At 65.4% G+C, this 14,252-nt stretch carries 11 protein-coding genes and 1 pseudogene; 6 read left to right on the forward strand and 6 right to left on the reverse strand.

The features are described 5' to 3' along the window. Positions 1 to 105: 105 nt before the first annotated feature. Positions 106 to 1,221: pseudogene (locus HZR14_RS13055) on the reverse strand (RNA-guided endonuclease InsQ/TnpB family protein); the annotation flags it as partial. Between the two features lie 221 nt (positions 1,222 to 1,442). Between HZR14_RS13055 and HZR14_RS13060 the strand changes: the two are divergent. Continuing rightward, complete coding sequence (locus tag HZR14_RS13060) at positions 1,443 to 2,573, forward strand: acyl-CoA dehydrogenase family protein (protein ID WP_181693318.1); 1,131 nt, start codon at positions 1,443 to 1,445, stop codon at positions 2,571 to 2,573. A gap of 139 nt (positions 2,574 to 2,712) precedes the next feature. On the opposite strand, the gene HZR14_RS13065 is transcribed toward HZR14_RS13060, so the two are convergent. The 3 genes from HZR14_RS13065 to HZR14_RS13075 form a co-directional block, all read right to left on the reverse strand. Then, a complete protein-coding gene (locus tag HZR14_RS13065) occupies positions 2,713 to 4,392 on the reverse strand; it encodes an aldehyde ferredoxin oxidoreductase family protein (RefSeq protein WP_181693319.1) in 1,680 nt (559 codons plus the stop codon). Between the two features lie 116 nt (positions 4,393 to 4,508). Next, positions 4,509 to 4,928, reverse strand: coding sequence for a universal stress protein (locus HZR14_RS13070; protein WP_181693320.1), 420 nt, complete (start codon positions 4,926 to 4,928; stop codon positions 4,509 to 4,511). A 228-nt stretch (positions 4,929 to 5,156) separates the two neighbouring features. Beyond that, on the reverse strand, positions 5,157 to 6,053 hold the full coding sequence (locus HZR14_RS13075; RefSeq protein WP_181693321.1) for a ketopantoate reductase family protein: 897 nt from the start codon (positions 6,051 to 6,053) through the stop codon (positions 5,157 to 5,159). Positions 6,054 to 6,245: 192 nt separating this feature from the next. Here HZR14_RS13075 and HZR14_RS13080 point away from each other — a divergent pair, with 192 nt between their 5' ends. From HZR14_RS13080 to HZR14_RS13095, 4 genes are all read left to right on the forward strand, one after another. Then, a complete protein-coding gene (locus tag HZR14_RS13080) occupies positions 6,246 to 8,420 on the forward strand; it encodes a type II/IV secretion system ATPase subunit (protein WP_181693322.1) in 2,175 nt (724 codons plus the stop codon). Further along, a complete protein-coding gene (locus HZR14_RS13085) occupies positions 8,413 to 10,287 on the forward strand; it encodes a type II secretion system F family protein (protein ID WP_181693323.1) in 1,875 nt (624 codons plus the stop codon). The genes HZR14_RS13080 and HZR14_RS13085 overlap by 8 nt, the downstream gene beginning before the upstream one ends. Before the next feature lie 278 nt (positions 10,288 to 10,565). Continuing rightward, the gene (locus HZR14_RS13090; RefSeq protein WP_181693368.1) at positions 10,566 to 12,008 is read left to right on the forward strand and encodes a sulfatase; all 1,443 of its coding nucleotides are present in this window, start codon (positions 10,566 to 10,568) and stop codon (positions 12,006 to 12,008) included. Further along, entirely contained in the window at positions 12,009 to 12,434 is a 426-nt protein-coding gene (locus tag HZR14_RS13095) for a GtrA family protein (RefSeq protein ID WP_181693324.1), read from the forward strand. Positions 12,435 to 12,547: 113 nt separating this feature from the next. Here HZR14_RS13095 and HZR14_RS13100 read toward each other — a convergent pair whose 3' ends face one another. After that, positions 12,548 to 12,901, reverse strand: a complete 354-nt coding sequence (locus HZR14_RS13100) for an ArsR/SmtB family transcription factor (protein WP_181693325.1) — start codon at positions 12,899 to 12,901, stop codon at positions 12,548 to 12,550. Between the two features lie 175 nt (positions 12,902 to 13,076). Between HZR14_RS13100 and HZR14_RS13105 the strand changes: the two genes are divergently transcribed. Then, positions 13,077 to 13,583, forward strand: a complete 507-nt coding sequence (locus tag HZR14_RS13105; RefSeq protein WP_181693326.1) for a GbsR/MarR family transcriptional regulator — start codon at positions 13,077 to 13,079, stop codon at positions 13,581 to 13,583. A 77-nt stretch (positions 13,584 to 13,660) separates the two neighbouring features. Here the strand turns inward: HZR14_RS13105 and HZR14_RS13110 are convergent, their stop codons facing one another. Beyond that, positions 13,661 to 14,212, reverse strand: coding sequence for a hypothetical protein (locus HZR14_RS13110; RefSeq protein ID WP_181693327.1), 552 nt, complete (start codon positions 14,210 to 14,212; stop codon positions 13,661 to 13,663). Positions 14,213 to 14,252 lie beyond the last annotated feature (40 nt).

A 14,252-nucleotide genomic window follows, 5' to 3' on the forward strand; every position in this document is an offset into this window, starting at 1 on the left:
CTCTTCGAGAAGTTCACGAAGAGACTTGGATTTGCTAAATCTTGGATCGACAAATTCCTGGGTCCCTATTTGCAAAAATTATCTTGACCATTACGCGATTTTGCTGCCCGCCAGACGCAGTCTGGCGACCGCTTTCGCGTCTCTGTCCGTCTCGAACCCACAACTCGGACAGGAGTGTTCTCTGACCCAGATGGGTTTCGCTGCTTCCACACCGCACGATGCACACTCTTTGGTTGTGCCTCGTGCTTCGACCTGCTTGACGTGACAGCCGTGCAGGTCGGCTTTGTATTCGAGGAGGGTGATGAATTGTCGCCACGCCGCATCCTGCTTGTTCCGAGCGTTGTGCGACTGTTCGAGCATCCCCTTCACGTCTAAGTCTTCCACGAATACGGCGTCGTACTCGCGGACGAGCCACGTCGTAATCTTGTGCTGGTAGTCCAGCACCGTCCGCTTGATTTGACGCTTTACCTTCGCCACTTCCCGGCGTTGCTTCTCGTAGTTGCTCGACCCTTCTTCCTTCCGCGACAACTTGCGTTGTTCACGGCGAAGACGCTCGTACTCGTCTTCGAGGTCGAGCCAATCCACGGTCTTCCCGTCGCTGGTGTGGATGTAGTTCTGGATGCCAAGGTCAATCCCAACGCTGTTACTTGCGTCAAGCGAGCTCACGTCGGGGTTCTCGGGCAGATCGGCGTCGTCGGTTTCGAGGCCGAACGAGACGAGCCACTCGCCGGTCGTCTCTTTTTTGAACGTGACTTCCTTGATCGAAGCGGAGTCAGGAATCGGGCGATGGTAACGGATTTTGACCCCGCCGATTTTGCTGAAGCGAACGTAAGCGAACCTGTCACGGCCCCTCTTTTCATCGAGGTCGAAACCGGACTGGTTGTACGTCACGCTTCGGTAGTCGGTGGGTGCTTGCCGTTTGAGCCGACCCACATTGTACCCCTTCTCTTTCTTCTTGCGAAGATTCGAGAGGTTTCGATGGAAGCGAGCGACAGTGGCTTGCGCGGCTTTCGAGTGCAGTTCACCGAACACAGGCCATTTGCGCTTCCACGCGGGGAGTTTGTTGTTCTGGTCGTACTCGGATGGTTTGTCGTCCTCTGGACTGTTCTCGTAGTCCCAGCGAACGTGGTTGTAGAGTTGGCGATGAACGTCAAGATGATGTTCCAGTCGCTCCGCTACCTCTTGTGTCGGGTAGGCGTGGTAGCGGTGACTGTGTTCCATCGCTGTCTCTTGATTACTGATGTGTTCACTTGATGGTTTGTATCCCTGCGTGTCGGCTTCATCCCCGAGGTCAAGCCTCGGGGGATTCGCCTTGTCCGCCGATAACATAACTGCCCGACAGCCGACCCGAGGATCCGCCCCTCGGGTACGAACTGCGGGACCGTGGACGACACGCACCGCCTCGACGATACATTTTTTCCTGACGACGGCGAGTGAGCGGTATGCGATTCGAACCGACCGACGTGCAACGAGCGCTGCGCGAGGAGGTCCGGTCGTTCGCGGCCGACGAACTCGCCCCGATCGCCGGCGAGTGCGACCGGGCCGGAAGGTTTCCCGACGGCGTCCTCGAGGACGCACGTGAGATGGGCCTCACGGGACTGACCGTTCCGGAAACGTACGGCGGCGAGGGCGCGGGGCTCGTCGAACTCGTCATCGCCGTCGAGGAACTATCGGCGGCGATGATGCCGGTCGCGAGCGCGCTCTCGTTGCACCTCGGCGTCGGGAGCGTGATCGAGCGGTTCGGGTCGGCCGAACTGGCGGAGGCGTTCCTGCCGGGGATGGCGGCGTGGGAGACTGTCTGTGCGCTCGGCCTCTCGGAGGACGACGCCGGCAGCGACAAGACGCGAATGGAGACGACAGCCGAGCGCGACGGCGACGGCTGGATCCTGTCGGGCCACAAGCGGTGGGTGACGAACTTCTTCGGGGCGGACTACGTGCTCACCTACGCCAAAACCGGGGCCGAAGCGGACGCGCCCCGGAACGTGAGCGCCTTTCTCGTCCCGACCGATGCCTTCGAGGTGGACCACGTCTGGGATACCCTGGGAGCGAGAGCCCTCAAATCGCCGCGGGTGACGCTCTCGAACGTCCGGATCCCCGACGACCGACGGGTCGGGGAGGTCGGATCGGCCTACGTCGATCGCGGACGGGTCCACAACGGCGTCAACGTCCCGGCTCGTGCGGTCGGGATCGCCCGCGCGGCCGTCGAGGAGACGGTCGAGCACACGGCCGACCGCGAGCAGTTCGATCGGCCGCTGGGCGAGTTTCAGGGGCTCCGATGGCGGGTTGCGGACATGGCTCGGCGGGTCGAGGCGGCGCGCCTGCTCACGCTCCGGGCCGCCGACCGCGCCGACCGCGGCGAGGACCCGACACGCGAACTGGCGGCGGCGAAGATCGATGCGACCGAGATGGCCGTCGACGTGAGCAACGAGGCGCTCCAACTCCACGGCGGCGTCGGCTACACCGCTTCGCGGAACGTCGAGCGATACCTTCGGGACGCCCGCCTGTTGACCATCGCGGGCGGGCCGAACGCGCTCCACCGGAACACGCTCGCAGAGGAGATATACGACGGATAGCGCGGCGTCCCCCGTTCCGGTGCGGGCTGTCGTCGTCGATCGGCGAGCGCTCGCCGGTCGGACATCCACTGATCGGATGCTCGCCGGTCGGACATCCACTGATCGGATGCTCGCCAACCGTTCGCTCCGCCGGTCAGTCTCAGTTCGACGGGTCGACCGCGTCCTCGGGCAGGGCGTCCTCGGGAACGACGCCATCGACCCAACCGCGGGCGTCGTAGTACGCTTCGAGGCCCCGCTCGAAGTCGGGGATCTCGTAGGGGAGGGTGTCGTCGGCGCGGTCGAATCCCCGCTGGTTGTTGAAATGACGCTCGAGCGTGACGGTCCGTGCGCCGACGGCGAGGAGGTCCGCGAACTCGGCCCCGAACAGCGCCTCGTAGCGCTCGGGGGTCATGTAGTCTCGGGAGAACTTACAGACGATCCCGCTGTCGTTGAGCGCCATCAGGTTCTCACGCTCGACGAGTCGCTCGGCTTTTCCGTCCATCCCGGTCGGGTCCATCGCCGCGTCGGGGTCGACGAGGGGGTACTCGACGGAGTAAAACGTCGCGTACATGTGGTCCGCACCGCGGTTCGAGACCGCATACGACAGCGCCTGCCCGTGCAGGAGACGCCCCTCGTGGGCCGCGAAATCCAGGCCCTTGACGGTCCAGTTGTCGACCCCGAGCGTCCCGTGGACACGGTCGATACCCTCCGCGAGCGTGTCGCCGACTCCCTTTCGGCGGGCGATCTTCTCGACGAGTCCATGGATCAACTCGGTGTCGCCGAACGAATCCTCGCTTTCGAGATAGGCGGCGACCGTGTTGCCGGCCGAGATCGCATCGAGACCGTATCGATCGCACAGCTCGTTCGAGATCATCACGTCGACGATGTCGTCGACGCCGCTGTTGGAGCCGAACGCCATCGCGACCTCGAACTCCGGGCCCTCCGTCTCGACGCCGCGGACCGCATCGCGTGTCGGCAATTTACACGCGAACGCACACGCCGAACAGGTCCCCTTCTTGTATTTTTTCGCCTCGACGGCGTCGCCGTCGATCCCGTCGGCCCCCTCGAAGGACCGTTCGGAGAAATAATACGAGGGAAGCCCGTCCATCTCGTTCGCCAGCGACAGCACCGAGACGGTCCCCTGGCGCTTCATGACGTGGTCGTCAGTCGCCGCCTCGCGGTGGATCTCGGCCTGCGTGGCCGGGACGTCGACCGGCGGCGGCGAGTCACCGCCGACGGTGAGCGCCTTGAGGTGTTTCGAACCGAGAACCGCACCGAGGCCGCCGCGGCCGAAGGCGCGCTCCTCGGTCGTCATGATCGAGGCGAACCGGACTTTGTTCTCGCCGGCGGGACCGACGATCGCCGTCCGGTCGCTCTCGATGCCGTGCTCGGATTCGAGATACGCGGCCGTCTCGGGGACAGTCGCCCCTTCGAGGCCGGGGACGGTCTCGAACTCGACGCCCTCGTCGGTGACGTGAACGATCGTGAGTTCCTCGGCGGCCCCGGCGAACTCGATCGCGCCATAGCCCGTGTCCGCGAAGTTCCGCGAGAGAAAGCCGCCGGCGTTCGAGGAGAGCAAGCCGTCAGTCAGCGGCGAGACGGCCGTGCAGTTCGTCCGGCCGGTGAAACTCATGGTCGAGGTCTGCATCGGCCCCGTCGTGAACAACACCCGGTTTTCGGGACCGAGCGGGTCGGCGTCGAAGGGGATCCGGTCGTGGGCGAGTTTCGTCCCGAGTCCGCGGCCGCCGATGTACCGGCGTGAAACGTCCTCGATGTCCGTCTTCGTGGTCGTCGATCCGTCGAGGTCGACGCTCAACAGCGGCCCGGTAGTATGGAGCATACCCAATCGGTAGTCACGGGGAAGAATAAGTTTGATCGCCGCACGTCGGGACAGCGCGCGTACACGGCGGTCGGGACGCCGCCCGGAAAGCGGCGTAGATCGGCCGGGACAGGCAGCTATCGAACGACGGCGACCGGAACGGATGATCGATTAAACACCGTTTCAGCGACGTTTCCGACGATCAGACGGTCGGACATCGACCCCCCGTGGCTCCCGAGGACGACCGTATCGAAACCGTCGGCTCTGTTGACGATCTCGCGGGCAGGATGGCCGAATCCGACGGCGGTATCGATTTCGGTATCGTGCCCGCCGGCGATCTCGTGTGCGCGCTCCAGTATTGGTTCGGCGAGTTCTCTCGTCTTCTCCCGTGGATCGTCGGCTGTCGCGATCGCCGTTGGCCCCCCCATCATCGGTGAGGGTTCACCGACGACGACCAAGACGGTAATGTCCGCCCCCACATGAACGTCCAGAGCGTATCGGAGCGCCGCCTCGGACATCTCCGAGCCGTCCACCGCAACTAGGACTCGTGTAACCATGTCGTATCGAAGCCGACGCGGCCCTGTGAATTATCCGGCCCTGTTTGCGCTGACGCGCCCGCCGAGGGCGGTGGCTCTCGGTTCCACGACACCTTTTTTTCGGGGGATGCGGCGGCACCCATGGGTGATGATACCACGAACATACCATCGACAGCCGAGATAATAAAACCACAGTACGGCGTGCAAGCGGAGGGACGGGGACGCGCTATCGGATCCCTCGTGGACGCGCTATCGGATCCCGTGTCCGACCTCCCACGCGCGAACGAGTCGCGTGAGCGTCCGGTTGGTCGGTACGTCGAGTCCCCGCTCGTCGGCGCGTTCGAGTACGTGTCCGTTGATCGCGTCGATCTCCGTGCGGCGTCCGGCGGCCACGTCCTGGTGCATCGAGGAGGTGTTCTCGGCCGTCGCCGCTGCGACCCGTTCCATCGCCTGCCGGGCCGCCCGGTCGCTCAGTTCGATCCCCTCCGCGCGGGCGACTGCGGCCGTCTCACGCGCCGCGGCCGATGCGAGCGCCGCTGCGTCGCCGTCGAGAATCCCCCCGTTCTCGATCCGGGCGAGCGCGGTCACGGGGTTGATAGCGGCGTTGACGGCCAACTTCTCCCAGAGCCGTCCCGGCATCGTCGCCGTGACCGACGTCCCGATCGACGCCGACCCGAACGCCTCCCCGACGCGGTCGGCGACCGGCGAGACACCACCCTCCGGCGGGCCGAGGACGACGTCGCCGACGCCGGTACACCGAACGACGCCAGGGGCGGGGCGGACAGCGCCGTAGGTGCAGGTTCCCGCGAGGATCGGAGCGTCCAGCCGATCGGCGAGGACGGCCTCGTTGCCCATCCCGTTTTGGACCGAGAGACAGGCGTCGAGATCGCAGTCGGCGAGGTCGGCCGCGGCCGATCCCGTATCGAACGCCTTCACGCAGATGACGGCGAGGTCGGCGGACGCCGGCGGATCGAGGCGGGCCGTCGGACGGACGGTCGCCTCGATGCGGCCCCTGAGTTGGAGTCCGTCCGCGGCGACCGTCCGCATGTGCGGATCACGCCCAACGAGTGTCACGTCGTGTTCACGGGCGAGGAGGCCGCCGAGGAGGCTGCCGAGGCTCCCGGCTCCGAAGACGAGGACGTCCATACCGACGGTTTCGGCCGGCGGGTCAAAACGCTGTCTACGGCATCGTCGCAGGCCCGCGGCCGACCGACGAGAACGGGCCCACGGCCGACCGACGAGAACGGGCCCACGGCCGACCGACGAGAACGGGCCCGCGTGTGGATTCTCGTTATACTACGAGAGTTTATATAAAAATACGCGGACAGATCCAAACGAATGGTCGACGACGTGCAGACGGTGCCGGCCCCGGTGCCGCCGGACAGCCCGCGGGCGTGGTACACCGCTGGCGTCCACGATCAATACGAGGTCGTCCCCGGCGTCGTGGCGACGGTTTCCGACGGCGAGAGCGGGTTCGTATACGAGGTCCGTGAACCGTCGCTTGCGGCCGACACCGCCGCCGACCTCCGGGCCGTCCGAGAGCACTTCGAGGACGCCCGATCGAGCCGTCCCCGAACGCGGGAGGGAGCGGCCGAGCGGTTCAACGCGGGGTTCGACGAGAAGTACGAACGGGTCATCGATCGGATCGTCTCGCGTCCGCCGGCCGCCCGTCGCCGCCTCGAATACTACGCGTTGGCCGAGTTACGGTGTCTGGGGGAGCTGACACCGCACGCACTCGACGATACCATCGAGGTGGCCGACGCGACCGGCAGGGAGCTATCGGTCCATTTGACCGATTACGCCCCCGCCGCGACCGGCATCGAGGCCCCCGAGTTCGTCGAGCGGTTCAGCGCCGAGCGGATCGAGCGCTACACCGTCGGGTTCCTCGGATACGACGTTCCGATCGTACGGTACCGCGAACGGCTGCTCGGGGCCGATCCGTTCGAACGGAAGTATGCGGTCATCGAGCCGGATCGGCTCCCGGGCGACGACCGACTCATCGCCGAGTGCAAAGAGCGGATCTGGCGGGCCGGGCTCGGTGGTCTCGAAGGGGACATGGCGTTCGAGGATCGGGCGGCGGCCGTTCGCGAGCGCAGCGAGTCGCTGCTTTCGAGGCAGCTGACCGCGAAAAACACCCGGGTGTGGGTCGACGCGCTCCGCCACCGGGTCCGCGCTCTGCTCGCCGATCGCGGCCTCGCGCTCCCATCCGTCGGTCGTCGCTTCGCCGACGGCCGGCTGGACGACCTCGTGTACTACGTCCTCCGGGATCTCGTCGGACACGGGCAGTTGACCGTTCCGATCCGCGATCCGAACCTCGAAGACATCGAGGCGAACCGTGTCGGCGAACGGATCAAAGTCGTGCCTCGCGGGAACGGTCGGGAGCCGACGAACCTCGTGTTCGACTCCGAGGAATCGTTCGTCAACGTCGTCACGAAACTCGCCGCTGGCGACGGGATCGAGCTCTCTGCGAGTCGTCCGTCGGCGACGGTCACCCTCGATCCCGAAGGCGTCGAACAGACGATCCGCTGTGCCGTTGCGCTGCCGGCTATCTCCCAGGGCGGTCCGCACGTCTCGATCAGAAAGCAGGCACCGAACGCGCTCACGCCGGTCGATCTCGTCGAATCGGGATCGGTGCCGACCGAGCTCGTAACGCTCCTGTGGATGCTGTACGAACACCGTGGCGTCGTACTGTTTTCGGGGTCGGCCGGGGCGGGGAAGACGACGCTTATGAACGCCCACATGCCGTTTATCGAGTACGACGCCCGCCCGATAAGTATCAACGAGGGGTCGAGCGAGGTGTCTTTCCCCCACGAGACCGGCGTCTCACTGACGACACAGACACACCCGGACGAGGTCAAGAGCGTCTCGATACCGGATCTGATGGGCGAGGCGAGCTATCTGAACCCGGACGTCGAGGTCCTCGCGGAAATCGACTCGGCGGAGTCGTTCCGGACGCTCGGCGAGGTGTTACAGACCGGACACGGGGTTCTCGGGACGACCGACGCCGAGAGCGTCGAGACGCTCGTCAACCGGGCCATCGGAAAAGGACTCCCCTCGTACCTGCTGTCGAAGATCGACCTCGTCGTGTTCCCGAAACACGTCGACGGGGACCGCCACGTCGAGTCGGTCGTCGAAGTGCTGTCCGAACGCGAGGCCGAACGGTTCGAGGGATCGACGCGGACGGTCGAAACCGAGGCCGGGACGGTCCGGTACAATCACGTGTTGAATCGAACGCCCGAGGGGGCGTGGGAGTTCGCCTACGGCCACCCCAAACTGGGCGATCCGACGGTCCGGCGGGGGCTACGGACGTTCGAACGCCTCGCGGAGGGGACGACTCGCGGCCACGACGACGTCGAAGCGGAGTTCCACCGGAAACACGGGTACGTCGAATATCTGGTCCGGAACGGGATCTCCGACGTCCAGGCGTTGTTCGGGTTCTTGAGTGATCTCCGGACGAACGAGGCCGCGACCGTCGAGCGGATCCGGCGGAGACGGGTCGGTTCGGATGGGTGACGGCCCCGTTCGGAGGACGGTACGCCGGGTCGACAGGGGGTTGTACGCGCTGTTTTCGCGTCACGCCGACCGTCCGCGCCACGATATCGACCGGGATCGATACCGTGGCACGACACTCCCCGACGGATTCGACGCGTACCTCTCGCGGGTATACGGTCTCTCGTGGGGGATCGGTGTCCTCGTCGGCGCGTCGGTCTTTCTGCTCGGGGGCGGCCTGTCGGTTCCGGCCTTCGAGGCGGTCGGGAGCGTCGTCTCCGATAGCCTCCCCGATTTCGTGTCCCCCCGATCCGGATCGGTACACTACACCGCGTCGATCCTCGGCACCGTCTCCGGGCTTCTCGCCAAGCGATGCGTCGTTGCCGGAGGGGGGACGTATCTCCGCTGGCGGGCGAGCGCCCGTCGGGCCGCGATCGAGCGTACCCTTCCGGGGGCGGTACGGTATCTCCGGATGCTCGCGGACGGCAACGAGGGGCGGCGCACCATACTGCGAACCGTCGCCGAACGGGAAGCCTACGGCGAGACCAGCGTGTCCTTCCAGCGGGTGCTCGAAACCGCGTCGTTGACCGGAAGCCTCGATTCGGGGCTCAGAACCGTTGCCAGACAGACGCCGTCCCGGGAGCTCCTATCGCCGTTCTTGTTGCAGCTACGCGAACGTGCCAATCAAGGCCCGGAGTCGCTACGGACGTATCTACGGATGGAGTCGCGGATGTTATCGCACCGACAGTCGCGAGCGCGCCAGCGGACCGGCGTGTATCTCACGCTCCTCGCGGAGCTTTTCGTCGTTCTCCTCGCGGTACCGGCGCTGTTCGCCGTCGTCGTTACCGTCGCCAGCGTGCTCGCGCCGGGGCTGTCCCAGGCGGTTCCGCTCCCCGGAGCGCCGACAGTACGCGGGGTACTCGTGTACGGGAGCCTGGCGTTCGTCCTCCTCGTCGGTGCCGGCACGGCGTTTTTGATCGTGGGGCTTCGCCCCCCGAACCACGCACGAACGTACGGGCGCCCGACGGGGATCTCGACCGTCGCCACGGCGACCACCAACCCGGCGAGTGCGGCGTTCGTGTTCGCGTTTCCGGCCGTCGTCGTCGGATGGGGGACGTGGATGCTCGGTGAGCCGGTCGCGAACGTCGTGCTCTTCGGCTATGCGGCGTACGGGTTCCCGGTCGGTGCCGTCGCACTCAAACGTGAACGGCTCGACGACGCGAAGGACCGCGGGGTACGCGATTTCGTTCACGCGGTCGCCGGACACGTGAGCCGGGGGATGCCTTTCGCGACGGCGGTCGAGAACGTTGCCCACGAGGTCGATTTCGGCGTGCTACAGGGCGACGTCGACGACCTCGCCTTCCTGCTTGGGTTGACGGGCGGACCCAGGGAAGCCGATACCCGAACGAAAGCGCTGGACCGGTTCGTCACGCGCATCGGAACGCCGCTCGCCGAGCAGGCGATCGGCCTCGTTACCGGCGCGTTAGACGCCGGAAGCGACGTCGAAACGACGTTCGTGACGCTTCAGACGGAAGTGGGCACCCTCTATCACCGGCGTCGCGAACTGCGCTCGGCGATGTTCGCACACGTTGCTATCGGGTGGGCCGCGGCGTTCGCCCTCATCGGGATCGTCCTCGCGGTCGACGTATACGTCCTCGAAGGCGTCACACGGCTCTCGACGGCGTCTCAAAACGCCGGAATCGACGTCGATCCGTCGCAGGTCGATACCGAACGCGACGCCTGGCGGTTGTATCTTCTCGCGCAGACGACGATGCTCGCATGCGGCTGGTTCGCCGGGGTCGCCTCGCGCGGCCGATACGAGGCGCTACTCCACTCCTCGGCACTCGTCGTGATCTGTTATCTCGTCTTCGCCGGCGCTGGGATCGTCTGATTCTGACGGGGTAACGAAGTACCGACGACGGTCCGGGAACGCCACGGACGGTGGCTCCCGGTGCCGTCGGACGGAGTCCGAGACACCCCGACGTGGGGGAATCGTCCCGGCGGGAGAGCAGTCGGTACTGTCAAGTAGAGTGGATCCGATACGTACGAACGGTAGAATACGCGAGTCGGCGTGTTCGTCGCGTTGGCCCCCGTTCGCGCCGCGGATCGAGCGAGGGGGCACAGCAGGCGACGGAACGGACCGCCTCGCCAAACGTGATACAGACCACTATGGAACACACGTCGACATCGAACGTCGTCCTCATCACAGTCGATTCGCTTCGAGCGGACGCTGTCGGGCCATACGGGTCGGGCCAACACACTCCGGTGATGGATTCGATCGCCGACCGCGGCACCGTCTTCGAACACGCGTTCGCGTCCGGAAACTGGACGCCGTTTTCGTTTCCGTCGATCCTGTCGTCCCGGCCGGTGTTCGCCGACAACGGCCGGATCGGCGTCAACGAAGCGCCGACGCTCCCGAGGGTACTCTCGGATGCCGGCGTCCGGACGGCCGGGTTCAACGCCGCGAACGGATTCCTCACGTCACACTGGGGATACGACGACGGGTTCGACGAGTTCGAGCCGTTCGTCACGAGCCTCGGAGCCGGTCTATACGGCCGGTATCTGGCGAAACATCCGACCGTCGAAGCGTGGCTCCAGTTGGCAACGTCGCCGATCCGACGCATCGGCTCGCTGCTCCGCGGGCGGACCGACGACCGGCCGTTCCTCGACACCTCCCGAATGTTCGACGTCGAACACGCCGCGACGCGGTTCATCGAGGAACGGGGAACGACGGAGGGGGCCGAATCGCCCTTCTTTTTGTGGATCCACTACATGGATACCCACACGCCGTACGTTCCCGCCCCACGGTACATTCGGGAGGTGTCGTCGAATCTCCTCGGCACGCACCGGATGCTACACGCACACACGCGGACCGGCCTCGGATGGGACGTCGGCGAGCGGACGCTTGGCGATCTGCGAACGCTCTATCGGGCGGCGGTCAGACAGGTCGACGCCAGTATCGGCCGGGTGCTGGAGACGCTTTCGGCGACCGGAGCCAGAGACGAGACGGCGGTGATCGTCGCCGGCGACCACGGCGAGGAGTTCCAAGAACACGGCCACCTCGCACACTACCCCAAACTGTACGACGAACTGATCCGGGTTCCGCTCATGATCGACGTTCCCGACGCGGATGGAGACCGGATCGACGGGCACGTCGGCCTCGAGGCGATTCCGCCGACCGTCGCCGACCTCCTGGGCGTCGATCCGCCGAAGGCGTGGGAGGGGACAACGCTCACGCCGAGCGTACTCGCCGGCGACGATCCCGACCGGGATCCGGTCGTGTCGGTCGCTGTTCGGGGCGAGGACGTGACGGCACAGCCGATTCCGCGGTCGCTCGCGGACGGCGACCTCCTCGTTAGCGTCCGAAACGAGGACTGGACGTACATCCGAAACACCGACACCGGGGCGTCCGAACTCTACTACCGCCCCGAGGACCCGGATCAACAGGAGGACCGGTCCGTGGATCCGAGCGCCCTCGATCAGGGAGTGATCGATCGGTTCCGCCCGTTAGCCGAGGCCCACGCCGGTCGGCTCGGGAACACGGAATCATCGACCGCCGACGAGGCTACCGGCGACGTCGAGACGCGGCTGGCGGCGCTCGGATACCGATAGATGCTACGGTCGTTCCTTCGCAACCTCTATATCGGTGCGCTCGCCCCGGAGCTACGACGGTTCGTGGCGGTCGGAACCCTCGCTGCGGGCGTCCAGATGGCGCTTCTCTGGGGCTTCGTCGACGCCGCCGGCCTGGATTACCTGGTCGGCGCGTTGATCGCCATCGAGACCACGATCCTCTTCCAGTACGTCCTCAACAACGCGTGGACGTTCGAGGCGACCCAGAACACGGGCCTTTTGGGATATCTCGGCGGCTTGTTCAGGACGAACGTCGTGCGCGGGACGGCCATACCGATCCAACTCGCCGTTCTCTATTTTTTCGTCGAATGGCAGGGGATCTCGTATCTGATCGCCAACGGGATCGCGATCGTCGTCAGCGGGCTCTATCGATACGTACTCGACGCGCGGTGGACGTGGGGGGAGTGACCTCCCCCGGACGTGAAGACGAAGAACGTCTTTCGGATCCACCGCGGCGTCGGCTCCGAGGGCGGAAGGAAAGGCCGATCACCGCCCATCGGTACGCGATGTGCTGACCCGTCTTACTGTACCGAGCGACCGGTGGCGGCACCGAACTGCACGACGAGTCGCTCGGCGGCGAGCGCGTAGACGGTCATCTCTCTCCCCTTTTTCGAATACCACGTCTCGACGGGTGTGATCAGGTCGGCGTCCCGGAGCCGCGAGAGGTGATACGTGACGTTCTGGATGGACGTATCGACGTTATCGGCGATCTCGGACGCGGTGCTCGGGGTCCCTTCGAGCGCCGCCAGGATCTCCCGGGCGGTCGCCGACGAAAGGACATCGAGCGCGTCGGTTGGATCGTCGTCGACCGCGATGTTCGTCTGTTCACGCGGGGCGTAATCGACCGGCGGTCGGTGGGGGAGGACGCTTGCCATGATTGTATCTGTGTGGGTACCGTGTGTTCCGTTTGTTCGGTTCTACCCGAACAAGCGAATCAAACAATTTAATACTTACGGAACGCATCGGGTACGTATGACCCAACAGCCCACTCGGGACGGACAGGACGGTACTGAGGAGTCACCGGCGGGTCGTCGACGGGGCCGTACATAAATGACCGAGGACGCCCGGGCCGCCGCGCGTGAACGCGTCATCGAATCGATGGAGCAGTCGGCCGAAGTTTACGGGCTGAGCCGGAGCGCCGGGCGGATCTACGGGGTGTTGTATTTCGCAGCGAGGCCCCGCTCGATTCCGGAACTCGTCGAGGAGACCGGCTACGCGAAGTCGACGGTCAGTAACGTCACCCGAACGCTCACCCGGATCGGGCTCATCCACCGTCGGTCCTCGGAAGGCGGCGGCCGGCGGGTACGGTTCGAGGCCGAACCCGAGATCTGGTTCGTCCTCCAGGACGTGTTTCGACAGTACGTCCAGCGCGAACTCCAGGCGACGCTTCGGGACGTCCAGCGCGCCGAAGACCGGCTACCGAACGACGGGAGCCGAGAGCGCGAGCGGATCCGACGGCTCACCGAGACCTACGAGGACCTCCAGGAGATCGTCCAACTGGCGTCGAGTTACTCCGCATCGGAACTCCGTGAGGCGCTCGAGTCCTACGAGCCGTAGCGGACCTACGGAACGGAACACCGAGTTGGGATGGGACTCATCAATACCGAACCGGAACGGGGCTAACAGACGGTGTGTCACCAATAGACGGTGTAGGTACACGCGTCGTCGCCATCGCGGCGACACGTCGATCCGGTCTCCTCGATGAAGACGAACGAGTCCACGGGGGCGTACTGCTGGGCGACACCGCGTACGAGGCCGCGGTCGAACGGGCACGGATAGGGGGTGCGACATCGCACGTCACCGGCCCGGTCGTCGGTACGCTCGAACCGATAGGAGCCGATCTCCCCGCCGCGGTGGTTGTGGCGATACGCCTCGTCGATCGATCGCAGCCCGTCGGGGACGGTCTCGTGGCCGTTCGGCCACTCGGCGACGTGCGGAAGCTGTTCGCCGAGCCGATCCAAAACGTGTGGTTGCAGTTCCTCGGCGATCGTCTCGAAGGCGTGCAACCACGCCTGCTGGGGGTACCACTCTCCGGGTTCCGGGTCGGTAATCCCCTCATCGGCCAACGCCGAGATCGCCCGGTCCCGGTAGGCGTCGGAGAACCGCCCCATCGCCGTCTCGACTATCGTGAGTACCGTCTGACCGTCGACCTCGACGCCCCGATCAAACGCTTCGTAGGCAACCATCCTACCGGCGGTTACGGGGGTAGTAAAATAAAACCGATAC

Source organism: Natronomonas salinimetallica (assembly GCF_013839515.1).
Classification (GTDB): Archaea; Halobacteriota; Halobacteria; order Halobacteriales; family Haloarculaceae; genus Natronomonas.